Source organism: Nocardia sp. NPDC049737, assembly GCF_040674755.1.
Taxonomy (GTDB): domain Bacteria; phylum Actinomycetota; class Actinomycetes; order Mycobacteriales; family Mycobacteriaceae; genus Nocardia.
The window spans coordinates 18,794-42,350 of record NZ_JBFANH010000035.1 but is presented as its reverse complement, the minus strand read 5'-3'; the positions used below and the strand labels follow the sequence as shown (position 1 = coordinate 42,350).

Below are 23,557 nucleotides of genomic sequence, written 5' to 3'. Positions count from 1 at the left end.
TCCATGCAGGCCGGTTCGGCGGGGGGTGACCATCGAGCTTTCGGAAACCACGGATGAGCAGGCCATTGCTATTGCCGTGCGCCCGAGGAGATTTCGATGCCATACGCAGTATTCGGTCTGATCACGTTGGCCCTGTGGGTCTACTGCCTGGTCGACATCGTCACCTGCCCCGACGCGGGCATCCGGAACCTGCCGAAGCTCGCGTGGCTCATCGTCGTCATCCTGGTGCCGACCGTGGGCGCGCTGCTGTGGCTGTTCGCGGGCCGCCCCCTGCACGAAGGTGCCCCGCGTTCCACCACCCGCTACGCCGAATACGACCGCCCCGGCCGCTACGTCCCGCAGAACCCGGACGATGACGAAGCCTTCCTGCGCGGTCTGCGCGAACGCGCCGAATCGCAGCGCCGCGAGGCCCGCCGCCAAGAGGAACAACGTCAACGCGACATGGATCGCCGCCGCGAACAGGGCGAGTTGTAAGTCTCAGCGCTTCCGCGCGATGTGGTCAAGGGTGGCTCGTATATCTGTTCGCGGCCGTGATCCCGCGACCGCTTTTCGGTTACTTGTGTTAATGAATCGACTTCGAGAGAAAACGAGGCATAACGGAATATCGGACAGTGCATGTTTTCGAGTAAACCGTATGCTGACCGGGAAACTCTTCGGTAGCTAGAATCCTCCGACGCCGAGGTTCGGGTCGAAGGCCCCTTGTTGATGGACGCGAATGCGCGGACGATGGTCGCATAGCACGAAATGTCCGAGGCGCTCGTTCTCGCGCTACTTGTCCCGCGCCTTTTCTGGCGCAGAAGTCCACACGAGAAGAGACGATCAGATGGTTACCAGAATTGCCGGTTCCGTCGGCGCAACCGCAATCGTACTGGCCCTCGGCGTCATCGGGGCATCCACCGCATCCGCCAGTGAGACTTCCGCATCGCCGGTCGACGGCTCGATCGGGCTGTGCTTCACCATTCCTATGCCAGGATCAGCGAACTTGGTCTGGTGCCTCTGAATTACTGGCGACCCGTTCGCTCCTATTTTCGCCAGAATCCGAAGCGACCACCGCAATCGCGGTGGTCGCTTCGAGTGTCTGTCGACCTGCGACGGTCGGTGAACCACCCCCGCAGAGCGCCGATCAACGAGAACGCTTGGGGCGCTTATCCATCAGCCGCAGAATCAGCGGGGTGAAGATGAGTTGCATGGCCAGTTCCATTTTGCCGCCCGGTACCACGATGCAGTTGGGGCGGGACATGAACGAGTCGTGCAGCATGGATAGCAGATAGGGGAAGTCGATGACCTTGGGGTCGGCGAAGCGGATGACGACGAAACTTTCGTCGGCGGTGGGAATGGTTCGGGCGATGAAGGGATTCGAGGTATCGACAGTGGGGACGCGTTGAAAGTTGACGTAGGTGTGGGAGAACTGGGGGCAGATGTATTTCACATAATCGGGCATGCGGCGCAGGATCGTATCGATCACGGCCTCACTGGAATAGCCGCGTTCGGTCTTATCCCGGATCACCTTCTGGGTCCATTCGAGGTTGACGATCGGCACCACGCCGACCAGCAGATCCGCGTATTGCGCGACATTCACCGAATCGGTGACGGCGGCGCCGTGTAATCCCTCGTAAAACAGCAGATCGCTGCCCGGTGTCAGATCCTCCCACGGTGTGAAGGTGCCTGCGGGTTGACCATAGGGTTTGGCCTCCAACTCGTCGTGCAGATATTTGCGCACCGAACCGACGCCGGTCTCACCGTAATCCCGGAACAGCGTCTCGAGCTCTTTCAGCAGATTCGCCTCCTCGCCGAAATGCGAGAAGGTGCGATTGTGGCTCTGCTCCGCCTCGGCCATCGCGAGCTTCATCTCGTTACGGTCGTAGCGATGGAAGGAATCCCCCTCTACGACCACCGCATTGATGCCTTCGCGGCGGAATATCTCCTGAAAGGTCCGCGTGACACTGGTCGTGCCCGCACCGGAGGATCCGGTAATGGCGACGACGGGATGTTTGACCGACATGACACCTCCTCGATTGCCGTACAACAGAACTCAGCGCCCGGCCGGACGGAACAACGATCGCGACCCGAACAGTGAACTGTCGAAGCTGGGCCCTTCCTCGGGCTCGCTGTGATAGCGCTCGATCCGCGCGACCTCATTGCGCGAACCGAAGATCAGCGGTACTTGCTGATGCACCTGTCCCGGCACTACCTCCAGCACCCGATCACCGCCCGTCGTCGCCCAGCCGCCAGCCTGTTCGACGATGTAGGCGATCGGATTCGCGCCGTACAGCAACGACACTCGCCCCGACCGCCGAGTGTCGTATGGATACAGGTAGACCCCGCCGCGGGTCAGGATGTGGAAGGTATCCGCGACCAACGACGCGACCCAGCGCATATTGAAATCCCGCCCCCGCGGCCCGTCCACACCGTCGAGACATTCGTGGACATACCGCCGCACCGGCCGTTCCCAGAACCGCTCATTGGCGGCATTGATCGCGAATCCGGAAGTATCTTCTGGGATTCGCATCCGCGGATGGGTCAACACGAATGCCCCGATCTCCCGGTCCAGGGTGAATCCGTCGACGCCACTACCGGTGGTGAGCACCAGCATCGTCGCCGGTCCGTACAGCGTGAATCCAGCGCAGACCTGCCGCACGCCCGGCTGCAGGAAGTCAGCGGTACGCGGCGCAGTGTCATCCGCTGCCCGCAGCACACTGAAAATCGTTCCGACCGGCAGGTTTACATCGATATTCGAGGATCCGTCCAATGGATCGAAGGCCAGCAGATATTTGCCGCGCCGGTGTACATCGGGCACCGGATGGATATCGGTCATCTGTTCCGATAACAGCGCCGACAGATGCCCCGTCCATTGGGTCTCGGCCACCATGATGTCATTGGCGATGGCGTCGAGTTTGCGGTGCACAGTCGGCGGCAGGTTATCGGGTTCGGAGGCGCCCAGTGAGCCGACAATGGCGCCTCTGGTCACCTGGTTGGCGATGATTTTCGTCGCGGTCGCGACGACATTCACCAGAGCGGAGAATTCGCCGGACGATCCGGGATGCCGGTGCTCCTCCTCGATCGTGTATCGGGTGAGGGTCTTCAATCCTTCTGGCATGAGTTCTCGATCTCGTCACGCGGGGGCCCTTGCGGTCGGCCCATCCGGCTGCTGTCCTGCTGTGTCCGATTGGCGGTGCTCCCGGGGCCCTGCGTGGTCACGCAAGCCGCCGCCTCCGGGCCCGTCGCTCATGCCGCGGAATACACTGCTGCCGTACACATCTCGGTCGAGCAGTGTGATCAGGTCGGTCTTGGTGAGCGGTCGCCGCAGCTCGACCAGCCGTTTGGCCTGCCGTAACCGGCAGCGGTCCAGGGCATTGCGGACGCTGCGCGCATTGGAGAATCGGGGTCGGGACATCCGCAGTGTGAGATACTCACCGAAGGCGGCGTATCCGGGATCGTCGAAGCGGAAATTGTCCCGTGCCACCATGAGTTCGGCGATGCGCACCAACTCGTCGTGGGTGTAGTCGCTGAATTCCAGATGATGAGCTACCCGCGAGGACAATCCCGGATTGGCGGAGAAGAATTTCTCCATCCGGTCCGGATAGCCCGCGAAGATCACCACCAGGCTGGTGCGCTCGCTCTCCATCTCCTGCAGCAGGATTTCGATGACTTCCTGTCCGTAATCGCGTTCGTTCTCCGGCCGGAACAAGTAGTAGGCCTCATCGATGAACAGCACTCCCCCGGCTGCCTTGGCCAGCGCCTCCTTGGTTTTGGGTGCGGTGTGACCGATGAACTGGCCGACCAGATCGTCACGAGTTACCGTGTGCACCTTCGGTTTACGGACATAGCCGAGCGCGTGCAACATCTCGGCCATCCGCAAGGCGACGGTCGTCTTGCCGGTGCCGGGGCCGCCGGTGAAGCTCATATGCATGGTCGGCCGGGATGCCTGCAGGCCGAAGCGCTGCCTGGCCCGATCGATCAGGAGCAGCGCCGCGATCTCGCGCACCCGCCGCTTCACATTCGCCAGACCGACGAGTTCGGCGTCGAGCCTGGTCAATACGTCCGCGACGTCATTGCCGGCGATATCGGCGGACAGATCCAGCACCGCGTCCTCGGCCAGCAATTCTTCCGGCGGTGCGTCCGCGGGCACCGCCCGCACCGGCCTGCCGTCGTCCGCACCGGGCCGGTGCAATCGGAAACCACTTGCCGCGCTCGATCTTTCAGCCGCCATATCGGCTACCGGGCCGTTCGTCGGTGGCATACGAGTGCAGACCGTAGGTCTGGCGCCGGTCCGGTCCCTCCGTGCGGGTCAGCACGAATCCGGGCTCGCCGACGGGACGCTGCACCAGGAAGCTCAGTGCGGTGGTCTGCCTGCCGTAGCGGGCATCGTAGGCGAGGACCCGAATGTAGTGTCGCGGAAAGGTATTGCGGCATGCGTCGATCTCGGCGAGCACGCCGTCGGGCTCGTCGAGATCGAACAGCGGCAGCCCCCACATCTCCCAGTAGGCGTTGCGAGGGTGCGGATCATCGGTGTATTCGATGGACACCGGCCAGTTGTTGAGCAAGGCGTAACGCACTTGGGCCGCGATTTCGACGTCGGTGAGTTCGGGCAGATACGAGAAGGTTCCGTGGCGCAGATACATGTGCGGGGTCCTGTCGTTCAGCGGCTGGCCGTCGGCACGGCATCCGGCGCGTCGGTGGAGGTGTAGTCGAAGGTGACATCGCCCCAGGTCGAGAGCGCGACATCGAGCGGGCGGCACATCTCGGCGGCCTTGCGCAGTACATCCGGACCTTCTTTGAGCAGATCGCGACCCTCGTTGCGGGCCTTGACGACCACCTCCAGAGCCACCCGATTCGCCTCCGCCCCCGCGGCGATGCCGAGCGGATGGCCAATGGTGCCGCCGCCGAACTGCAAGACCACGTCATCGCCGAAAAGATCGAGCAACTGGTGCATCTGGCCCGCATGAATGCCGCCGGAGGCCACCGGCATGACACCGCCGAGGCTGGCCCAATGCTGGTCGAAGAAGATGCCGTTGCCCGGATTGGTGGGAATATGGTTCTCCCGCAACGTGTCGTAGAAGCCCCTGGTGGTCGCCGGATCGCCCTCGAGTTTGCCGACGACGGTGCCCGCGTGCAGATGATCGACGCCGATCAGCCGACACCACTTGGCCAGTACCCGGAAGCTCACGCCGTGGGTCTTCTGCCGCGTGTAGGTGGAGTGCCCGGCCCGATGCAGGTGCAGCAGAACGCCATTGCGCCGCGCCCAATGCGACATCGACTGCATGGCAGTGAATCCCACCGTCAGATCCATCATGATCACGACGCTGCCCAACTGCTTGGCGAACTCGGCGCGCTCGTACATCTCCTCCATGGTCGCCGCTGTGACATTGAGGTAATGCCCCTTGATCTCACCGGTTTCGGCCACAGCGCGGTTGACACCTTCCATGGCGAACAGATACCGGTCGCGCCAACGCATGAACGGCTGGGAGTTGATGTTCTCGTCGTCTTTGGTGAAATCCAGGCCACCCTTGCATGCCTCGTAGATCACCCGACCGTAATTCCGCGCGGACAGACCGAGTTTCGGCTTCACCGTCGCACCGAGCAGCGGCCGACCGTATTTGTTCAGGTACTCGCGCTCCATGACGGTGCCGTGCGGCGGGCCCTGGAAGGTTTTGACGTAGGCCACCGGAATCCGCATATCCTCCAGGCGCAGTGCCAGTAGCGGTTTGAAGCCGAAGACATTGCCGATGATCGAGGAGGTGAGGTTGGTGATCGAACCCTCTTCGAAGAGATCGAGATCGTAGGAGATATAGGCGAAGTACTCGCCGGGGCGGCCGGGAACCTCATCGATGTGGTAGCACTTGGCCTGGTAGCGGTCGTGTGCGGTGAGACGGTCGGTCCATACGACAGTCCATGTGGCGGTGGATGATTCCCCCGCGACGGCGGCCGCGGCCTCGATCGGATCCACGCCCTTCTGCGGGGTTACACGGAAGACGGCGAGTACATCGGTATCTTTGGGGACATAGTCCGGGGCGTAGTAGCCCATCGAAGCGTAGGAGTGGACACCCGGATCCCAGCGATTGGGTTCGGTTTCGTCGGTCATCATTGCTCCGCTCGTTTTGCGGTCATCCGCGCTCGGGACGTGTTGCGCGAGGCACCCGCGCCCGGATATCGAGCAGGACACCTCGGTTCGGGTGTTGTGCGGGATGCTGCGCCTGAGACGTGGGGTGAACGCCTACTGAGTTCAAGGATGACGGCGTTGTCGACGACAAACAATTTGATTGTTCCTCGGAATACTCAACGGATTCATTGAGTTTGATACCGTCGAATTGTGGGTATGGTGAGTGCGGCAAGGATGGAAACATTCCTGGCCGTGGCTCGGCAGGGCAGCATTCGCCGCGCCGCCACCCAGCTGCACATCACCGAGGCCGCCGTGTCAGCGGCCGTCGCGCACATCGAAAAGCAGCTCGGGGCAAAGCTCATCGCGAAGGCCGGGCGCGGTATCGCGCTCACCGAGGCCGGACGCATCTACTCCGAATACTGCCGCACCATCCTCGGCCTCATGAAAGAGGCCAATGCCGCGGTGCGCCGGGCCGAGACCGGCAAGCTGCGGATCGGTGTAGTCGCAACGGCGGGTGAGTATGTGCTGCTCGGGCCGCTGGCGTCATTCCGGAATCGCTATCCGGATATCGAACTGAGCCTGTCGGTGCACCCACGCGATGTGCTGTTCCTCGAATTGCACCACCACGAAACCGATCTCGTCATCGCGGGCCGCCCGCCACGTGACACCGGGCTGGTCATCCGCGCCCGACGGGCCAGTCAGCTCGTCGTCGTCGGCGCGCCCGGCTGCCCCGATCCACTGCACAGCACCTGGCTGCTGCGCGGTCGCGGTTCCGGCACCCGCGACGCCACTCTCAGCCTCATCGATCGCCTGGAGATCTCCCCGCCCACCCTCACCCTCGGCAGCCACGGCGCTGTCCTGGCCGCCGCTCGTGAAGGCTTGGGCGTGACCCTCATTCACAGCGACGCATTGGCCCAAGACCTGGAGACCGGTCTGCTGCAAGTACTTCCGGTCGACGGCACCCCCATGGACCGGCCATGGCATGCCGTAACGACACGCACCCCCACCCCGACTGCCCGCCTCTTTCTCGCCCATATCCTCGACCCAGCCGAAGTGGGCGCGCACGCCTTCCACCCCGGCTAGAGTGCCGCGTCCAGATGGCTTGTGCCGTTCGAACCTTGGTTCCGAGATTCCGTCGAACGCAGTCGAATGGTGGTCGCCCACGCCGCATCGACCGCCATATGCCTGCGCTCGGCGAGCCGCTGGCGCGGGCGGCGCGGCAAGCTATCTGGACGCGCTACCAACCCCCCGGGCGGTGGAGTCCGGGGGCACGGCACCCGGACTCCACCCGACTGGCGATCGAAATGATCGCGCAGGTTCTCGGCGGTGAATTCGCCATTGAGATGATTGTGAACCGAATACCGGCTCAGCAGCATGTTTCGCTGTTACGAGCCGGTGAATATCATGTTCCGCGCGGTCCGATTTCCCGGCCGAAATTCTATCGGATGGCCAGCGGGGACCCTGGCTCGGTGGAGGGGCGCCGCTGTGCCAGACTGGCGCGCATGGCTGGTGGGGAAACGTTGATTTCGAATGTGTCCGATACCGCGCGTTGGGTGGCCGCCTATCGCGCGCTGGAGACCGCCCGCGAGGATGCGCTGTTCCACGATCCGCTCGCCGAAGGCCTGGCCGGTGAGCGCGGATACGCCATGGTGGCGGCCGCGTCGCGGATGATGCGCAACGGCTGGCCGGTGGTCACCCGAACCAAACTCATCGACGACCTGATCGCGACCGCCGTCGCCGAGGGCTGCGACCGCGTGCTCAATCTCGCCGCCGGGCTCGACACCCGCCCCTACCGCCTGGACCTGTCCGCCGATTTCGTCTGGGTGGAGGCCGATCTGCCCGCGCTCACCGCGGAAAAGGAAGCCGCCCTCGCGGATGAGCAGCCGCACTGTGCGCTGATCCGCCGTGGTGTCGACCTGGCCGATCCGGTCGCGCTGGCGACGTTCCTGGACTGGGCACTCGGTCCGCTCGGCCCCGAAAATTTGCCCGCCACAAAAGCTTTGGTGCTGACCGAAGGTCTGCTGATGTATCTGGAGGAGGAGACGGTCCGCACCATCGCCGCCGCGCTGTCGCGGCCGGAGATCCGCTGGTGGGTCATGGACGTCACCGTGGGAATGCACCGCATGCGCTCGAATTCGATGTTCGAGAACGCACCTCTCGATTTCGAACCCGGCAACGGCATCGCCTACTTCGAAGATCTCGGCTGGCTCCCCCGCGAAATCGAACATCTCCTCGTGCACGCCCGCAAACTCCACCGTGCACCCTGGTACCTGCGCCCGTTCACCTATCTCCCCCAGCCCAACCCGCGTAAACCGGGCCGCAACCCCTGGTCCGGCATTGTCCGCTTCGAACGCGCCTAGAGTTTCCGTCACGATCAGTCCGAGACGGACTCGTCGGCGGGAGTTGTCTGGTCGGTTTCCGACCGTGCCGCGTCCCGACGGAACCGCGATCGTGAAAAAGTCCTCCCCGCTGACTGCGCGGGCGTTCTGGCGAGCCACCGCGAACCTAGCGGCAGGCGCGTCCGGCACAGGTCGTCAATTCAGTGAGACGATGGTCGAGTTCGGTGATGGTGGCGGCGTGCTCGGCTCGGCCGGTCGGAGTTTTGATCAGGTTGGTCAGTTGGTACGGATCTGCGGCGAGGTCATATAGCTCGTATTCGCGGTCAGCGAGCGGGCGTTCACGGTCGTACCAGCGCACATACAGATACCGCTCGGTGCGCACCGCGACCCAGGACGGCATGTCGAAGGCATACATCGCCGGTGTCTCGGTGCCCGGGATCTGTTCCTGGACAATGCCGTTGCGGCCGTCCACGCCCGGGCCGCCGTATTCGGCGGCGAAGTCGGTGCGCCAGCCGCTGGTGTCACCGTGCAGCACCGGCGCGAGCGAACGACCGTCCATCCGGTCGGGGATGGCGAGAGCAGCCCAATCGAGGATGGTGGGTGCGAGGTCGATCGACAGACCCATCGCATCGGTGGCGCCGTGGCTGATACCGGGACCGGCGACAGCGAGGGGTACTCGCATGGATTCCTCGTAGGGCGCCATCTTCTGCGTGAGCCGGTGCGCGCCGAGGCTGTAGCCGTTGTCAGAGGTGAAGATCAGATAGGTGTTGTCGAGCTGGCCGGTGCGCTCGAGGGTATCGACGATCGCGGCGACCATCTCGTCCAACGATTTCAGTGCGCCGAGCCGGTTGGTGTAGTCGATGTCGTTGGTCGCCGCGATCGTCGCCGCGCGGACGTCCGCGGTGTCGATAAGCCAACTGGGTTTGTCGGAAACATCGGGCTCCTGGAAGTTCGCCGACTGTGGTGCCGCGGTCGGCGTGGTCTCGGCCAGATGCCGTGGCGCGGGCGGGATCGGGAAGTGCGGCGCTGTGGAGGCGGCATACCAGAAGAACGGCTGCCCGGTGGCGGCGGCGTCGGTGATGAACCGAACGGATTTTTCGCCGATGACGTCGGTTTCGTAATCCTTCGGCACGACACCGTATTTCACGTGAGTGCCGTTCTCGTTGAGAGTGTAGTTGTAACCGGCGTAGAGAAAGTTGTCGATGCCCGCGTTCCAGTCATCCCAGCCGGGCGGAATGTGGTCGGGGTCGTGTTCGAGGCCGTTGAGATATTTACCGGCCATCCCGGTGCGATAACCGGCGTCATGCAGATATGTCGCGATGGTATGGGATTCGTTGCCGTTGGCGCGGAAGGCTTCGAAGCCGCCGACTTCACCACCGTTGGTGAGAACGCCGGTGTTGTGCCCGTATGCTCCGGTCAAAATCGACGACCGGGCAGCGCAGCAGATCGGCATCGGCGCGAAACCGTTGGTGAAATCGACACCGCGGTCACGAATCAGCGTGGCGGTGCGCGGCATCGCCTGCCAAACCGGCGTTGTCATCGCATCGAGGTCATCGGCGAGGATCATCACGATGTTGGGGCGACGAGCATCGCCGTGAACGGGGGTCGCCGCCGCTACCGACAAGCACGTCGCGACCGACAGCACCGACACGGCAGCCATGGTCAACCAACGCAACGAACCACGCGAATCCATCGAGAACTCCCTACCTGGAATATCGAACTCGGACACACCACATATCGACGCGACGCGCGGTATCGACAGTATTTCGACGCACGTGGCAGCGTTCGGCGACGCGCCTCACCATTTCACGAATTCAGAACTGGCTGTGTTGGGAGTCGAAGCTGAGGATGCGGCCGCCGAGCAGGATCTGGGCACCGGCTGCCAAGGTGGTCAGCTGATTCGGCATGGCGCGCAGCCACTCATGGTGGCCGGGCATGCGGATGTAGGTGCCGTTGGCCGAGCCCTGGTCGATCACGGCGACATCCCATTCGACCAGCCGAACCTCCACATGTGCCCGCGACATCGCGCCGGAGCTGTCCGGCAACCGGATCGGTCGCGCGCCACGTCGCACCGCCTCGGCGTGTTCGGGTTCTCGCCCGAGGACGATGTCGTTATCGAGTACGAACGATGTCCCGTCATCGAGCATCAGCAACCCCAGCGGCGGTCGCACCCCCTCGGTCAACACACAGGTCAGCTGATCCATCCGAATCCCACACACCGCGCAGAACGACACGCGGGGATCGTTCAAATGCTGCCGCGAGCACATGAACCCCCGAACAACCGCCCTACCGCTCCCGGCGACCCCATTCGGCGACGCCTCCGGTACCCCGATCTCGGACTGCGCACCCTTCTGCAGCCCGACTCGCCGCCGCTCCCCGACGCTCGATACCGCATTCCTCGGCGGCAGGTTTCCCATGCCCATCGCGGACGCGCGCTCCCACGGTGCCGCCTTTCCCGCCGAGCCACCCCCGATCGGCGGCCGCACCGCACCGCCTTCCGGCTGTGGCTCGACCTCGCCTCCCGATCTCATCGCCACCGGACCGATCACTTCGACAACTTGCCTCGGAAGCTCGCGCCGGTCCGCTTCCACGACCTGCGGCACCGCTTCCAAGCCTTCCGCCGATGCCACGGCCTGAAGCACTCCATCTCGCACCGACTCGACCTCAGGAGACCTCCGCACCGCCGGTGCACGACCCGACACAGGCACCCCGAACCACATCACCGCACCGGCACCGGGCACCGTTCCATCACCGAGTCCGGCGATGCCGCGGCCCGGTAGCGTCGACTCGGTCATTCCGTCCTCGTCCACGAACAGCCCGATCCCGATCTCTGGTGCCGGGATCACCACGCGGTCGACCGTGAAGCCGGCGTCCCTGCCGCGCAATATTTCGGTGCGATCCGAGCTCTCCAGCACCGCGGTCACCCCGCCGTGCAGGAATAACGCAACGCCGGTCGCGCTCGGGGTGATCACGCCGAATTCCACGTGGTCCTCGTCGTCCAGGCTCATCAACCAGGTGGTGGCGAGCCGTGCAAACATGCGTCCGCTGCGCGGTATCTCCGAGGCACCGGCCTCGCGCACCAGCTCGAGCAATGCCGTCATCGTCTGCGCCGTGCGCGATTCGGCATCGGCCGCAATTTCCGAACGGTGCGCGACGACCAGCACAACGCCACCACTGTTCGCGATCAGGTGCGCAGCTCCTGGCAGCACCTCGAGCTGCGGACTCACCGAAATCGCCCACCCTGGAACCGCCACCGATGGAACACCACCCGCATCGGCCCGTTCACGATGAGCCAGAACACGATCCACGTCACGATGAACTGGATGAGGAATGCCGTCAGCGACGGGTGCAACGCACGCGGCAGCACAATGGTTGTGTGGTGCACGAGGACCCACATCAGCGCCGCCTCGTTGGTCACCGTCCAGAAGCCGAACAGCGTGGGCCAGTCCTTCTCCCACCGGAATTGCTGCAGAAAATGGTAAAGCAATTCCCACAGTACGCCGACGAGCACGGTCGCCAGCAACACCGACAGCGTCACCCGATAGGCATTGCCCAGTGACAGCGATCCGGTCGGCAGAACCGGTGTAATGATCACCGCGACCAGCAATCCGATAATGCCGAGCGCGAGTATGCGGGTCTGGATCCGCCCGTTCAAGGTAAGCAGCATCGATCAGATCTTCTTGTTGGTCGCCCACAACCACCATTGCCGAGTCGACCGCAGCGGTCCCATCCGCTCGCAGAAACCCAGTGCCGCAAGGTCGTCCGCGATCTCCTGCGCCGCGATCTGCAACCCGAGGAAGGTATCCACTCCCGGAAACGGTCCACCCAGCGTCGCACTACCTGATGCGTAGATGCGTCCGCTGCCACTTCGGGTACCGATCAACTCGAAGGTGGTCGCCACATCCATGCGCCCCACTGGGTTACGCCCGGCCCCGGCGTGATCCAGCAGATCCGCCAACAACCGATGTTCGCGCACATCGGCCTCCAAACCGGTGCAGTCGATTATGTAATCGGCCGAAATGTCGAACGGCCGGGTCGGCGGCGGAAACGGCAGTGCGGCCGTGGGATCCGGCACGATCGTGGTGATCACCCCGCCCTGCCCTCGCCCGGGCCGCAGCTCGCGCGCACTGCCCGCCATCACCTGATACCACCCCTCCTTACGTCCGCGCCGCAGTTGCTCCTGCCAATTCGAGCGCACCGGGGTGTTCGTCCCGCCCATCTCGTGGTAGGCCTGCGCGCGCTGCTCTCCTTGCAGCGTGCGCATTTTCGCTTTGAGCTGCCCGCCCCATACCGACTTCGGATAGTTGAATCCCTGATAGGACCACCCGTCGCCGCCCTTGCGTCGACTGAAAATACTCGGTCCGTGCGCGGCCGCCACGTAGTGCCGAAAAAGATGCAGGATCTCGGTATTCAGCCGCAGTTTGTCCCGGTCATCGATGAGCCGCTGCAACACCCGACTGGCCACGATCCCGCTACCGCGGATCATCACCTTCCCCGGCCTGCGCTGCAATGCCTGATACACGTGCTCATGCGGTTCATACGCATTCACTACCCGCGTCGGATCCCGGTACTTCTCCCGATACTCCTGCAGATCCGGCAACAACTTCAGCCCCGGATAACCCACGCCCACATGTACATACGCACTGCGAAACGCGATCCGCTTGGTCGGCGCCGCACCCGCCGGCGGGGTGAGGATGCTGAAATACCCGCCGTCATAGCGCTTGCGCACCATGCGCACATGCCCTTTGTGCAACGAACCCGCGTATCCGATCCGGCGGAACTCTCGTTCCATCGCGACGAACGCCTGCCCCGCCCGCGGCGTGTAGTAATCACTGAGGATCGGCTCGGTGCACACATTCCACAGCGGCCGGATCGTTTTCTCCGCGAACGCCTCGCGCACCGCATATGACGGAAAACCCCAGATATTGTCCGGCGTCGAGGCCGAGTCGCTGCGCAATCGCTCGCCGCGCGGAATCTGCGATACCCGCGTCAGATACTCATACGACGACCACGGCACCTCCTGCGGCCCGAGTACTGCCATCGCTGCCGCCGGAACACCGTAGATCCGCAAGGTGTCATAGGTGACGAAGGATCCGATCCCGCTGCCGATGGTCACGAACGGCACATCCACCACCGGGATGCCCGCCCGGCCCACCATCTCGTCGGTCCACACGTCGGTTTCGACGAGTTCGCGCGTGATATCTCCCCGCATTTTCGGGATGCTACCGGCCGAAACTGAGCTCACCCACCCCGTTGGCTGCCATACCCAGGCAACCGCTTTCGATTACCTTGCCCGCGCGCGCATTCCACGCCGCCACCCGACGACAGTGCGACGCGTCCCGAGCAATCTGTGCCAACCTGCCACGCCGCACCCCCACCCCGACGTACCATCCCTGCGTGGCCGATGCGATTCGTTCCACCCCACTGCGGGTCTTGGTCTACAGCAACGACGCCGACACCCGGCGCCAAGTAATGCTGGCACTGGGCAGACACCCGCATCCCGAGCTGCCCGCCTTCGAATACCTCGAGGTGGCGACCGCACCCGTGGTCATCGAGCAGATGGATGCGGGCGGTATCGACCTGGCCATCCTGGACGGGGAATCCGCCCCGGTGGGCGGGCTCGGCATCGCCAAGCAACTCAAGGACGAGATCGCCCAGTGCCCACCGGTTCTGGTGCTCACCGGCCGGCCCGACGATGCCTGGCTCGCGAACTGGTCGCGCGCCGAGGCCGCCGTATCCCATCCGATCGATCCGATCCGGCTCACCGAGGCCGTCGTCGCGGTATTGCACAACCGCTCGGCAGCCTGAACCGATCGCCGCACCCGTGCCCGCGTCCTGGGACGCGGGCATTTTGACGTCACGTGACGGCGCTATCACTTAGCGGATCCAACGGGGCGGATTACCCCTGATTCAGTCATAAATAGCAGTCCCGTTTTCGATCAAAGACCCCAATCGAATAAACGGTCGAACCCGCGCGACAGTTGTAGGCTGTGCCGTAGCTCACATGAGCGCGGGCCTCGATATGACAGACCCGCGCGGTGCGAGCAGGCCATGAGGCGAGTCTGACCGAGGCGGACAACGAAGTCAGCCCGCCTCGGAAGCTGCCCGTAGCGACTGCTTGCCGGTCGCTCGAAAGGGTCAGCCATGATTCCGACGTCGGCCATCTCGGCGCCGTCGGGGGACATGACGCCCAACCGCCAGCTACAGCTCGCAAGGAGGGGAAGTGCAGTCGTGAATATCGAGATGCCCACCCTGGTCCTCGGCGCGGTCGCCGCCGCGTTCGCGGTGTTCTCCGTCATCCTCTCGGCCCTCATCGGCCCCAAGCGCTACAACCGGGCCAAACAGGAGGCCTACGAGTGCGGCATCGAACCGACACCGCACGCTGTCGCGGGTGGGCCGGGAAGCGTTACCGGACAACGCTTTCCGGTGAAGTACTACCTCACCGCCATGCTTTTCATCATCTTCGATATCGAGATCGTGTTCCTCTACCCGTGGGCTGTCCACTTCGATGCGCTCGGTCTCTTCGGTCTCGCCGCGATGGCGCTGTTCATCTTCAATGTCTCGGTGGCCTACGCCTACGAATGGCGCCGCGGCGGTCTCAGCTGGGACTGATTTGCCCATACGCACTGGCCCACAAGGCATTACGCCGCGTCGGACGGTACGCACAGTGGAAGTGAGAGTTAGTCGAACATGGGTCTCGAGGAAAAACTGCCCAGTGGCTTTCTGCTGAGCACGGTCGAAGATTTCGCCGGGTATCTGCGCAAGGGTTCGCTGTGGCCGGCCACTTTCGGACTGGCCTGCTGCGCCATCGAGATGATGGCCACCGGCGCAGGACGTTTCGATATCGCCCGCTTCGGAATGGAGGCGTTTCGCGCCTCACCGCGGCAGGCCGATCTGATGATCGTCGCGGGCCGGGTCAGCCAGAAGATGGCGCCGGTGCTGCGTCAGGTCTATGACCAGATGACCGAACCGAAATGGGTGCTGGCCATGGGCGTTTGCGCGTCCTCGGGCGGCATGTTCAACAACTACGCCATCGTGCAGGGCGTGGACCATGTGGTGCCGGTCGATATCTATCTGCCCGGCTGCCCGCCGCGGCCGGAGATGCTGTTGAACGCGATCTTGGCACTGCACGCGAAGATCCAGCAGATGCCACTCGGCGTCAACCGCGAGGAGGCCATCCGTGCCGCCGAAGCGGCGGCGCTGGCGTCCACACCGACCATCCGGATGGAGGGTCTGCTGCGATGACCTTCGACTCCCCCGACAATACCGAAACCAGGACACCACAGGAGTTCGTCGACGCCGCGGCCACCGCGGGCCCGGAAGGCACACCGCCGGAGGCGGATTCGCCAGCGGCGGAAGTGATCGGCGTGCGCCGCGGCATGTTCGGTGTCACCGGCACCGGCGACACCTCCGGTTACGGCCGCCTGGTCCGTCCGGTGACGCTGCCCGGCAGCACCCCGGCACCCTACGGCGGCTACTTCGACGAGCTCGTCACCGAATTGCATGCCGCGCTCGGTGCGGTCGGCACCAGCTGGGAGACCGTCATCGAGAAGGTGATCGTCTTCCGCGGCGAACTCACCCTGCACGTGCGGCGCGAACATCTGGTGACGGTGGCCAAGGCGTTACGCGACTATGCCGCACTGCGTTTCGAGCTCTGCCTCGGCGTGAACGGCGTGCACTACCCGGACGACGCGGGCCGCGAATTGCACGCGGTCTATCACCTCATGTCGATCACCCACAATCGGCGCCTGCGCGTCGAGGTCTCCACACCGGACGCCGACCCGCATATTCCGTCGCTGTTCAGCGTGTATCCGACCACCGACTGGCATGAGCGGGAAACCTACGACTTCTTCGGCATCCTCTTCGACGGCCACCCCTCGCTGACGCGCATCACCATGCCCGACGACTGGCGTGGCCACCCCCAGCGCAAGGACTACCCGCTCGGCGGGATCCCGGTCGAGTACAAGGGCGCGCGCATTCCGCCGCCCGACGAGCGGAGGGCGTACAAGTAATGAACGACATCGACACCCGGCCCGGCGTCCACAACGACACCGGGCCCGAACCCGCTGTGGTCACGGTGGCGGGCCAAGACTGGGGCGCGGTCACCGAGACCCTCGACGGCGCGGGTGAGGAACGCATCGTCGTCAATATGGGTCCGCAGCATCCGTCCACACACGGCGTACTGCGGCTCATCCTGGAAATCGAGGGCGAGACGGTCACCGAGGCCCGCTGCGGCATCGGCTATCTACACACCGGCATCGAGAAGAATCTGGAATTCCGGAACTGGGCGCAGGGCACCACCTTCGTGACCCGGATGGATTATCTGTCCCCGTTCTTCAACGAAACGGCGTACTGCCTCGGCGTCGAGCGTCTGCTCGATATCGAGGACCAGATTCCCGAGCGCGCCACCATCGTTCGCGTCATGCTCATGGAGCTGAACAGGATCTCCTCGCATCTGGTCGCGCTGGCGACCGGTGGTATGGAGTTGGGCGCGCTCACCCCGATGCTGTTCGGTTTCCGGGAACGCGAACTGATCCTGGATGTCTTCGAGAACATCACCGGCCTTCGCATGAATCACGCCTACATCCGGCCCGGCGGTCTCGCCCAGGATCTGCCCGACGATGGCGTCACCAAGGTCCGTGAGCTGCTGAAGCTCTTACCGAAGCGGCTGCGCGATATGGATCATCTGCTCACCCAGAATCCGATCTGGAAGGCACGCACCCAGAACATCGGCTACCTGGACCTCACCGGCTGCATGGCACTCGGCATCACCGGTCCGGTATTGCGCTCGACCGGTCTGCCACACGATCTGCGCAAGGCCGCACCGTATTGCGGTTACGAGAACTACGAATTCGAGGTGCCCACCACCACAGGCTGTGACTGCTACGGCCGCTATTGGATTCGGGTTGCGGAGATGAAGGAGTCACTCAAGATCGTCGAACAGTGCCTGGACAAACTGCGCCCAGGTCCGGTGATGGTGGACGACAAGAAAATCGCCTGGCCCGCGGACCTGCAGCTGGGCCCGGACGGCCTCGGCAACTCCCCCAAGCACATCAGCCGCATCATGGGCACGTCCATGGAGGGACTCATCCACCACTTCAAACTGGTCACCGAGGGAATCCGGGTCCCGGCGGGACAGGTGTATGTGGCGGTGGAGTCGCCGCGCGGCGAACTCGGGGTGCATATGGTCAGCGATGGCGGCACCCGCCCGTATCGGGTGCACTATCGCGACCCCTCGTTCACGAATCTGCAAGCGGTGGCGGCGATGTGCGAGGGCGGGATGGTCGCCGACGTCATCGCCTCGGTCGCCAGCATCGACCCGGTGATGGGTGGAGTTGACCGATGACCGAGATCCTGTTGAAGCTGTCCACCCGGCCGCAGCCGTTCGCGGCTTTCGTGCGCGAGCGATTGGAGGTTGATGCCAAGGAGATCATCGCCCGCTATCCGGAGCCGCGCTCGGCGCTGCTGCCGCTGCTGCATCTGGTGCAGGCCGAGGAGGGCTGCGTCACCGGCACCGGTATCGAGTTCTGCGCCGAACAGCTGGGCTTGACCGGTGCGGAGGTCACCGCGGTGGCGACCTTCTATTCGATGTACCGTCGCACGCCCACCGGCGACTATCACGTCGGAGTCTGCACCAACACGCTGTGCGCGGTGATGGGTGGGGATGCCATTCTCGAGACCCTGCAGCGTCGACTGGGCATCAGGCACGGCGAGACCACGGCGGACGGGTCGATCACCCTCGAGCACATCGAATGCAATGCGGCCTGCGATTTCGCGCCGGTCGTGATGGTCAATTGGGAGTTCTTCGATAACCAGACCCCGGAATCGACTGCCGCACTGGTGGATTCGCTGCGCCGCGGCGAACAAGTGACACCGACGCGCGGTGCGCCGCTGTGCACGTTCAAGCAGACCTCTCGCATTCTCGCGGGTTTCCCGGACGAGCGCCCGGGCGTGCTCGACGGTGCGGCGGGCGAGGCGACGCTGGCCGGACTGCGGGTCGCGCAGGAACAGAATATGCAAGCGCCAGAACCGAAGCCGGGCGAGGAATGATGATGGCACTGACCCCCGTACTCACCCGATATTGGGACGACCCGCAGTCGTGGACCATCGAGCACTACCGCAGCCACGACGGCTATCAGGCGTTGCGCAAGGCCTTGCGGATGGAGCCTGATCAGGTCATCCAGACCATCAAGGACGCCGGTCTGCGCGGCCGTGGCGGCGCGGGCTTCCCGACCGGTATGAAATGGAGCTTCATCCCGCAGGGGACGGGACCGGACGGTGTCACGAAGCCCCACTATCTCGTGGTCAATGCCGACGAGTCGGAACCCGGCACCTGCAAGGACATCCCGCTCATGCTGGCCACCCCGCACACCCTCATCGAGGGGGTCATCATCGCGGCGTATGCGATTCGGGCGGCGCACGCGTTCATCTATGTGCGCGGTGAGGTCGTGCCGGTGCTGCGGCGGCTGCAGGCCGCGGTCGCGCAGGCGTATGCGGCCGGATTCCTCGGGAAGAACATTCTGGGCTCGGGCTACGACCTGGAACTCATCGTGCACGCCGGTGCCGGTGCATACATCTGCGGCGAGGAAACCGCGCTGCTGGATTCGCTGGAGGGGCGGCGCGGCCAGCCGCGATTGCGGCCGCCGTTCCCGGCTGTGGCGGGTCTGTATGCCTGCCCGACGGTGGTCAACAATGTGGAATCCATTGCGAGCGTGCCGCCGATCATCCTGAACGGCACCGCCTGGTTCCGGTCCATGGGCAGTGAAAAGTCCCCGGGCTTCACGCTGTACTCGCTGTCGGGACATGTCGCCCGGCCGGGGCAATACGAAGCGCCACTGGGCATTACATTGCGCGAACTGCTCGGCTACGCCGGTGGCGTGCGCGCCGGACATCAGGTGAAGTTCTGGACGCCCGGCGGTTCGTCGACACCGCTGTTCACCGATCAACACCTCGACGTGCCGCTCGACTACGAGGGTGTCGCCGGAGCAGGATCCATGTTGGGCACCAAGGCATTACAGATCTTCGACGACACCACCTGTGTCGTGCGCGCGGTGCTGCGCTGGACCGAGTTCTATGCCCACGAATCCTGCGGTAAGTGCACGCCCTGCCGCGAAGGCACCTACTGGCTCGTCCAGTTGCTCGAGCGGATCGAAGCCGGCCGGGGTACCGAATCGGATCTGGACAAGCTCCTCGATATCAGCGACACCATCAACGGCAAATCGTTCTGCGCACTCGGCGACGGTGCGGCCAGCCCGATCATCTCCTCGCTGAAGTACTTCCGCGAGGAATACGTCGACCATCTGCGGCTCGACGGCTGCCCGTTCGATCCCGCGCGATCCACCGCCTGGGCCGAAGGAGTGAAATGAGCACAGCATCGCGCAGCGATTCGATCGGGGGTGGCGGCCGGGTTACGGGTGGGCCTGCCACCGTGAATTCCAATGCAAGCGGACTCGTGCCCGCCGACCTGGTCACCGTCACCATCGATGACAACGAGGTCAGTGTTCCGGCGGGCACCCTGCTGATCCGGGCCGCCGAACTCATCGGCATCCAGATCCCGCGCTTCTGTGACCACCCGCTGCTGGACCCGGTCGGCGCATGCCGCCAGTGTCTGGTCGAAGTGGAGGGGCAGCGCAAGCCGGTCGCCTCCTGCACCATGACCGTCACCGAGGGCATGATCGTGCGCACTCAGCTGACTTCACCGCCGACCGCCAAGGCCCAGGAGGGGGTGATGGAGCTGCTGCTCATCAACCACCCCCTCGACTGTCCGGTCTGCGATAAGGGCGGTGAATGCCCGCTGCAGAACCAGGCAATGTCCAGCGGACGGCCCGAAACCCGATTCGACGGCGTCAAACGCACCTACCCCAAGCCGATCCCGCTGTCCACGGCGGTGCTGCTGGACCGGGAACGCTGCGTGCTGTGCGCCCGCTGCACCCGCTTCTCCCAACAGGTCGCCGGGGATCCATTCATCGAACTCATGGATCGCGGTGCGCTCGAACAGGTCGGCACCGCACAGGCCGAACCGTTCGACTCCTACTTCTCCGGCAATACCGTCCAGATCTGCCCTGTGGGCGCACTCACCGGAACCAGTTACCGGTTCCGTGCCCGCCCGTTCGACCTGGTCTCCAGCCCGAGCGTCTGCGAGCACTGCGCATCGGGCTGCGCACAGCGCACCGACCATCGGCGCGGGAAAGTGTTGCGCCGCTTGGCAGGTGACGATCCGCAAGTCAATGAGGAGTGGAACTGCGATAAGGGCCGGTGGGCGTTCACCTACGCGACCGAACGCGACCGGCTCACCACACCCCTGGTGCGCGGCTGGGACGGCAATCTCGCCCCCGCGTCCTGGTCCGAGGCCCTGGCCGCCGCCGCCGAGGGTCTGGCATCTGCCTTCGGCAGCGCGGGTGTGCTGGTCGGTGGTCGCGTCACCGAGGAAGACGCCTACGCCTACGCCAAATTCGCCCGAGTTGCCCTGGGCACCAATGACATCGACTTCCGGGCCCGGGTGCATTCGGCCGAAGAGGCGGACTTCCTCGCCGCCCGTATCGCCGGACAGGGTGTGACCGTCGACTACGACGCCCTGGAGAACGCGCCAGTCGTGCTGCTCGCCGGACTGGAGCCGGAAGAGGAGTCGCCGATCATCTACCTGCGGCTGCGCAAGGCGGCACGTAAGCGCGGTATGCCGATCTTCTCACTCGCCGCCTACTCTTCGCGCGGGCTGGATCGGATGTCGGGCACGCTGTTGCAAGCCGTGCCCGGGGCCGAACCCCATCTGCTCGATGCACTGCGCACCGGCGAGACGGACTCCGCCGCTGCGGCGACAGCCGCACAGCTGTTGCGGCAGCCGGGTGCGGTGGTGCTGGTCGGTGAACGGATGGCCGGAATTCCGGGCGCACTGTCCGCAGCCGTCCGGCTCGCCGATGAAACCGGTGCCGCCTTGGCCTGGGTGCCGCGGCGTGCGGGTGAGCGCGGTGCAGTCGAGGCTGGAGCATTGCCCGGCCTGCTGCCCGGTGGTCGACCGGTGGTGGATCCCCGTGCGCGCCAACAGGTTCGCACGATTTGGAATGTCGCGGAACTGCCGGTCACCGCCGGTCGGGATACCGCATCCATCCTGGAGGCCGCGCCGAGCTTGGGCGCGCTGGTCATCGGCGGTGTCGATGTCGCCGACCTGCCGGACCCCAAGGCGGCACTGGAGGCCATCGACGCCGCCCGCTTCGTGGTCAGCCTGGAGCTGCGGCACAGCGCGGTCACCGAACGTGCCGATGTCGTCTTCCCGGTGGCCTCGGCAATGCAGAAATCCGGCACCTTCCGCACCTGGGAGGGCCGACCGCGGCAATTCGATACGGCACTCGGCGATTCGATGGTGCGCCGCGAACCCGCACCGCTGTCGGATCAGCGGGTGCTGCAGGCCATCGCGGGCGAGATGCAGGTCGCACTCGGGCTCCCCGATACCGAATCCGCGCGCGCCGAACTCGCAGAACTCGGCGCCTGGGACGGTCCGGCGGTGCCCGCGCCCGCGCATCGCCCGCATCCGGTGACCCAGCCCAATCCCGGCGCGGCCATCCTGTCCAGCTGGCGGATGCTGCTGGACCAGGGCCGGATGCAAGACGGAGAGCCGAATCTGGCGGGTGTCGCGCGGCCGCCGGTGGTGCGGCTGTCTCCCGCCACCGCTTTGGAAATCGGTGCCGCCGATGACGATCCGATCATCGTCGCCACCGATCGCGGCGCCGTCACGCTGCCGCTGCTGATCACCGATCTGCCCGATCGAGTGGTGTGGCTGCCGCTGAACTCGCCGGGCTGCTCGGTCAACGAACAGCTCGCCACCCAGCCGGGCGGTGTGGTGCAGCTGCATCGCGCCGACGAGAGGATGAAGGAACACCGCCATGAGTGATCTCTCTCTTTTCGGCCACGACCCGCTGTGGCTCGTCATCGGGAAATCGCTGGCGATCTTCGCCTTCCTGCTGCTCACGCCGATGATGGCGGTGTATCTGGAGCGCAAGATCGTGGCCTGGATGCAGATGCGCATCGGACCGAACCGCGTCGGCCCCAAGGGCACGCTGCAGGCCGTAGCCGACGGCGTGAAGATGGCGCTGAAGGAAGATATCGTCCCGGCCATCGTCGACAAGCCGATTTTCATTATGGCGCCGGTCATCTCGGTGGTGCCCGCATTCATGGCGTTCGCGGTCATCCCGATCGGGCCGGAGGTGTCGATCCTCGGCCACCGGACCGCGCTACAGCTCACCGATCTGCCGGTGGCGGTGCTCTACATCCTGGCCATCACCTCGATCGGCGTGTACGGCATCGTGCTGGCAGGCTGGTCATCGGGTTCGACGTATCCGCTGCTGGGCGGGCTGCGCTCGACCGCACAGGTGATCTCCTACGAGATCGCCATGGCACTGTGCTTCGCGACGGTGTTCCTACTCGGCGGCACCATGGCCACCTCCGGGATCGTGAAGGCACAGGAGGGCACCTGGTATGTCTTCCTGCTGCTGCCGTCTTTCCTGATCTACTGCGTGTCGATGGTCGGCGAGACCAACCGTGCGCCGTTCGATCTGCCCGAGGCCGAGGGCGAGCTGGTCGGCGGTTTCCACACCGAATACTCCTCGCTCAAATTCGCCATGTTCATGATGGCCGAATACATCAATATGGCAACGGTTTCCGCGCTCGCCACCACCCTGTTCCTCGGTGGCTGGCACGCACCGTTCCCGATCAACCTGTGGGACGGTGCGAATTCCGGCTGGTGGCCCGCGCTGTGGTTCATCGCCAAGATGTGGACGTTCCTGTTCGTATTCATCTGGTTGCGCGGCACGCTGCCGCGCCTGCGCTACGACCAGTTCATGAATCTCGGCTGGAAGCTGCTGATTCCGACCTCGCTGCTGTGGGTAATGCTGGTCGCGACCGCCCGCGTGCTGCAGAACGAGGGCTACGAGATCCAGACGCCGCTGCTGGTGATCAGCGGAATCATCATCTCCGGACTGATCGTGCTGATGTTCCTGCGGGCCGGTCGCAAACAAGGTGCGCCGCCGGTCGAGGAACCCGCCCCCGGGGAATCGGGCACCGCGGAATCGAGCCCCTGGGAATCGGGCACCGGGGAATCGGGCACCGCGGTCTTCCTCGGCTTCCC

General features: G+C 64.5%; 20 protein-coding genes and 1 pseudogene. 12 read left to right on the top strand and 9 right to left on the bottom strand.

Features of this window, described 5'->3' with window-relative positions:
* Positions 1–96 precede the first annotated feature (96 nt).
* Positions 97–474: a PLD nuclease N-terminal domain-containing protein gene (locus AB0J47_RS35400; RefSeq protein ID WP_364356521.1), complete on the top strand. Its 378-nt coding sequence runs from the start codon at positions 97–99 to the stop codon at positions 472–474.
* Between the two features lie 649 nt (positions 475–1,123).
* Here AB0J47_RS35400 and AB0J47_RS35395 read toward each other — a convergent pair.
* Genes AB0J47_RS35395 through AB0J47_RS35375 form a run of 5 tightly spaced genes read right to left on the bottom strand, consistent with a single transcriptional unit; the run spans position 1,124 to position 6,082 of the window.
* Positions 1,124–2,002 carry a phosphoribulokinase gene (locus AB0J47_RS35395; RefSeq protein WP_364356518.1) on the bottom strand — a complete coding sequence of 293 codons (879 nt, stop codon included), beginning with the start codon at positions 2,000–2,002 and terminating at the stop codon, positions 1,124–1,126.
* A 30-nt stretch (positions 2,003–2,032) separates the two neighbouring features.
* Positions 2,033–3,097, bottom strand: a complete 1,065-nt coding sequence (locus tag AB0J47_RS35390; protein ID WP_364356515.1) for a class 1 fructose-bisphosphatase — start codon at positions 3,095–3,097, stop codon at positions 2,033–2,035.
* Positions 3,098–3,112: 15 nt separating this feature from the next.
* Positions 3,113–4,210, bottom strand: coding sequence for an AAA family ATPase (locus tag AB0J47_RS35385; protein WP_364356512.1), 1,098 nt, complete (start codon positions 4,208–4,210; stop codon positions 3,113–3,115).
* The gene (locus AB0J47_RS35380; RefSeq protein WP_364356509.1) at positions 4,200–4,622 is read right to left on the bottom strand and encodes a ribulose bisphosphate carboxylase small subunit; all 423 of its coding nucleotides are present in this window, start codon (positions 4,620–4,622) and stop codon (positions 4,200–4,202) included. Before AB0J47_RS35380 ends, AB0J47_RS35385 begins: the two co-directional genes overlap by 11 nt.
* Positions 4,623–4,639: 17 nt before the next feature.
* Positions 4,640–6,082 carry a form I ribulose bisphosphate carboxylase large subunit gene (locus tag AB0J47_RS35375; RefSeq protein ID WP_364356506.1) on the bottom strand — a complete coding sequence of 481 codons (1,443 nt, stop codon included), beginning with the start codon at positions 6,080–6,082 and terminating at the stop codon, positions 4,640–4,642.
* Between the two features lie 234 nt (positions 6,083–6,316).
* Here AB0J47_RS35375 and AB0J47_RS35370 point away from each other — a divergent pair, with 234 nt between their 5' ends.
* Positions 6,317–7,183 carry a LysR family transcriptional regulator gene (locus AB0J47_RS35370; protein WP_364356668.1) on the top strand — a complete coding sequence of 289 codons (867 nt, stop codon included), beginning with the start codon at positions 6,317–6,319 and terminating at the stop codon, positions 7,181–7,183.
* Positions 7,184–7,602: 419 nt separating this feature from the next.
* A complete protein-coding gene (locus AB0J47_RS35365) occupies positions 7,603–8,460 on the top strand; it encodes a class I SAM-dependent methyltransferase (protein WP_364356503.1) in 858 nt (285 codons plus the stop codon).
* Positions 8,461–8,605: 145 nt separating this feature from the next.
* On the opposite strand, the gene AB0J47_RS35360 is transcribed toward AB0J47_RS35365, so the two are convergent.
* The 4 genes from AB0J47_RS35360 to AB0J47_RS35345 form a co-directional block, all read right to left on the bottom strand.
* Entirely contained in the window at positions 8,606–10,132 is a 1,527-nt protein-coding gene (locus AB0J47_RS35360; protein ID WP_364356500.1) for a sulfatase, read from the bottom strand.
* A gap of 121 nt (positions 10,133–10,253) precedes the next feature.
* Positions 10,254–11,666, bottom strand: a complete 1,413-nt coding sequence (locus AB0J47_RS35355) for an FHA domain-containing protein (RefSeq protein WP_364356498.1) — start codon at positions 11,664–11,666, stop codon at positions 10,254–10,256.
* The gene (locus AB0J47_RS35350; RefSeq protein ID WP_364356495.1) at positions 11,663–12,106 is read right to left on the bottom strand and encodes a hypothetical protein; all 444 of its coding nucleotides are present in this window, start codon (positions 12,104–12,106) and stop codon (positions 11,663–11,665) included. The genes AB0J47_RS35355 and AB0J47_RS35350 overlap by 4 nt, the downstream gene beginning before the upstream one ends.
* 3 nt (positions 12,107–12,109) lie before the next feature.
* Positions 12,110–13,651, bottom strand: coding sequence for a hypothetical protein (locus AB0J47_RS35345; protein WP_364356492.1), 1,542 nt, complete (start codon positions 13,649–13,651; stop codon positions 12,110–12,112).
* Positions 13,652–13,911: 260 nt separating this feature from the next.
* Between AB0J47_RS35345 and AB0J47_RS35340 the strand changes: the two genes are divergently transcribed.
* From AB0J47_RS35340 to nuoH, 9 genes and pseudogenes are all read left to right on the top strand, one after another.
* Positions 13,912–14,247, top strand: a complete 336-nt coding sequence (locus tag AB0J47_RS35340) for a hypothetical protein (RefSeq protein ID WP_364356665.1) — start codon at positions 13,912–13,914, stop codon at positions 14,245–14,247.
* Between the two features lie 423 nt (positions 14,248–14,670).
* Positions 14,671–15,051, top strand: coding sequence for an NADH-quinone oxidoreductase subunit A (locus AB0J47_RS35335; RefSeq protein WP_327099351.1), 381 nt, complete (start codon positions 14,671–14,673; stop codon positions 15,049–15,051).
* A gap of 78 nt (positions 15,052–15,129) precedes the next feature.
* On the top strand, positions 15,130–15,684 hold the full coding sequence (locus AB0J47_RS35330) for an NADH-quinone oxidoreductase subunit B family protein (RefSeq protein WP_364356488.1): 555 nt from the start codon (positions 15,130–15,132) through the stop codon (positions 15,682–15,684).
* A complete protein-coding gene (locus tag AB0J47_RS35325) occupies positions 15,681–16,451 on the top strand; it encodes an NADH-quinone oxidoreductase subunit C (protein WP_364356485.1) in 771 nt (256 codons plus the stop codon). The genes AB0J47_RS35330 and AB0J47_RS35325 overlap by 4 nt, the downstream gene beginning before the upstream one ends.
* On the top strand, positions 16,451–17,785 hold the full coding sequence (locus AB0J47_RS35320) for an NADH-quinone oxidoreductase subunit D (RefSeq protein WP_364356482.1): 1,335 nt from the start codon (positions 16,451–16,453) through the stop codon (positions 17,783–17,785). Before AB0J47_RS35325 ends, AB0J47_RS35320 begins: the two co-directional genes overlap by 1 nt.
* Positions 17,782–18,489: an NADH-quinone oxidoreductase subunit NuoE gene (gene nuoE / locus AB0J47_RS35315; RefSeq protein WP_364356479.1), complete on the top strand. Its 708-nt coding sequence runs from the start codon at positions 17,782–17,784 to the stop codon at positions 18,487–18,489. Before AB0J47_RS35320 ends, nuoE begins: the two co-directional genes overlap by 4 nt.
* Before the next feature lie 2 nt (positions 18,490–18,491).
* On the top strand, positions 18,492–19,805 hold the full coding sequence (gene nuoF, locus AB0J47_RS35310) for an NADH-quinone oxidoreductase subunit NuoF (protein ID WP_364356476.1): 1,314 nt from the start codon (positions 18,492–18,494) through the stop codon (positions 19,803–19,805).
* Positions 19,802–22,324 (top strand): NADH-quinone oxidoreductase subunit G, encoded by a 2,523-nt coding sequence (locus AB0J47_RS35305; RefSeq protein WP_364356473.1) that lies wholly within the window; start codon positions 19,802–19,804, stop codon positions 22,322–22,324. The genes nuoF and AB0J47_RS35305 overlap by 4 nt, the downstream gene beginning before the upstream one ends.
* Positions 22,317–23,543: pseudogene (gene nuoH, locus AB0J47_RS35300) on the top strand (NADH-quinone oxidoreductase subunit NuoH); the annotation flags it as partial. The gene AB0J47_RS35305 and the pseudogene nuoH, both read left to right, overlap by 8 nt.
* Positions 23,544–23,557: the final 14 nt, after the last annotated feature.

Excerpts from the sequence above, each read along its gene's own strand:
- AB0J47_RS35400 (WP_364356521.1), top strand. The coding sequence starts at position 97 with ATGCCATACGCAGTATTCGGTCTGATCACGTTGGCCCTGTGGGTCTAC.
- AB0J47_RS35395 (WP_364356518.1), bottom strand. The coding sequence starts at position 2,002 with ATGTCGGTCAAACATCCCGTCGTCGCCATTACCGGATCCTCCGGTGCG.
- AB0J47_RS35390 (WP_364356515.1), bottom strand. The coding sequence starts at position 3,097 with ATGCCAGAAGGATTGAAGACCCTCACCCGATACACGATCGAGGAGGAG.
- AB0J47_RS35385 (WP_364356512.1), bottom strand. The coding sequence starts at position 4,210 with ATGGCGGCTGAAAGATCGAGCGCGGCAAGTGGTTTCCGATTGCACCGG.
- AB0J47_RS35380 (WP_364356509.1), bottom strand. The coding sequence starts at position 4,622 with ATGTATCTGCGCCACGGAACCTTCTCGTATCTGCCCGAACTCACCGAC.
- AB0J47_RS35375 (WP_364356506.1), bottom strand. The coding sequence starts at position 6,082 with ATGACCGACGAAACCGAACCCAATCGCTGGGATCCGGGTGTCCACTCC.
- AB0J47_RS35370 (WP_364356668.1), top strand. The coding sequence starts at position 6,317 with ATGGTGAGTGCGGCAAGGATGGAAACATTCCTGGCCGTGGCTCGGCAG.
- AB0J47_RS35365 (WP_364356503.1), top strand. The coding sequence starts at position 7,603 with ATGGCTGGTGGGGAAACGTTGATTTCGAATGTGTCCGATACCGCGCGT.
- AB0J47_RS35360 (WP_364356500.1), bottom strand. The coding sequence starts at position 10,132 with ATGGATTCGCGTGGTTCGTTGCGTTGGTTGACCATGGCTGCCGTGTCG.
- AB0J47_RS35350 (WP_364356495.1), bottom strand. The coding sequence starts at position 12,106 with ATGCTGCTTACCTTGAACGGGCGGATCCAGACCCGCATACTCGCGCTC.
- AB0J47_RS35345 (WP_364356492.1), bottom strand. The coding sequence starts at position 13,651 with ATGCGGGGAGATATCACGCGCGAACTCGTCGAAACCGACGTGTGGACC.
- AB0J47_RS35340 (WP_364356665.1), top strand. The coding sequence starts at position 13,912 with ATGCTGGCACTGGGCAGACACCCGCATCCCGAGCTGCCCGCCTTCGAA.
- AB0J47_RS35330 (WP_364356488.1), top strand. The coding sequence starts at position 15,130 with ATGGGTCTCGAGGAAAAACTGCCCAGTGGCTTTCTGCTGAGCACGGTC.
- AB0J47_RS35325 (WP_364356485.1), top strand. The coding sequence starts at position 15,681 with ATGACCTTCGACTCCCCCGACAATACCGAAACCAGGACACCACAGGAG.
- AB0J47_RS35320 (WP_364356482.1), top strand. The coding sequence starts at position 16,451 with ATGAACGACATCGACACCCGGCCCGGCGTCCACAACGACACCGGGCCC.
- nuoE (WP_364356479.1), top strand. The coding sequence starts at position 17,782 with ATGACCGAGATCCTGTTGAAGCTGTCCACCCGGCCGCAGCCGTTCGCG.
- nuoF (WP_364356476.1), top strand. The coding sequence starts at position 18,492 with ATGGCACTGACCCCCGTACTCACCCGATATTGGGACGACCCGCAGTCG.
- AB0J47_RS35305 (WP_364356473.1), top strand. The coding sequence starts at position 19,802 with ATGAGCACAGCATCGCGCAGCGATTCGATCGGGGGTGGCGGCCGGGTT.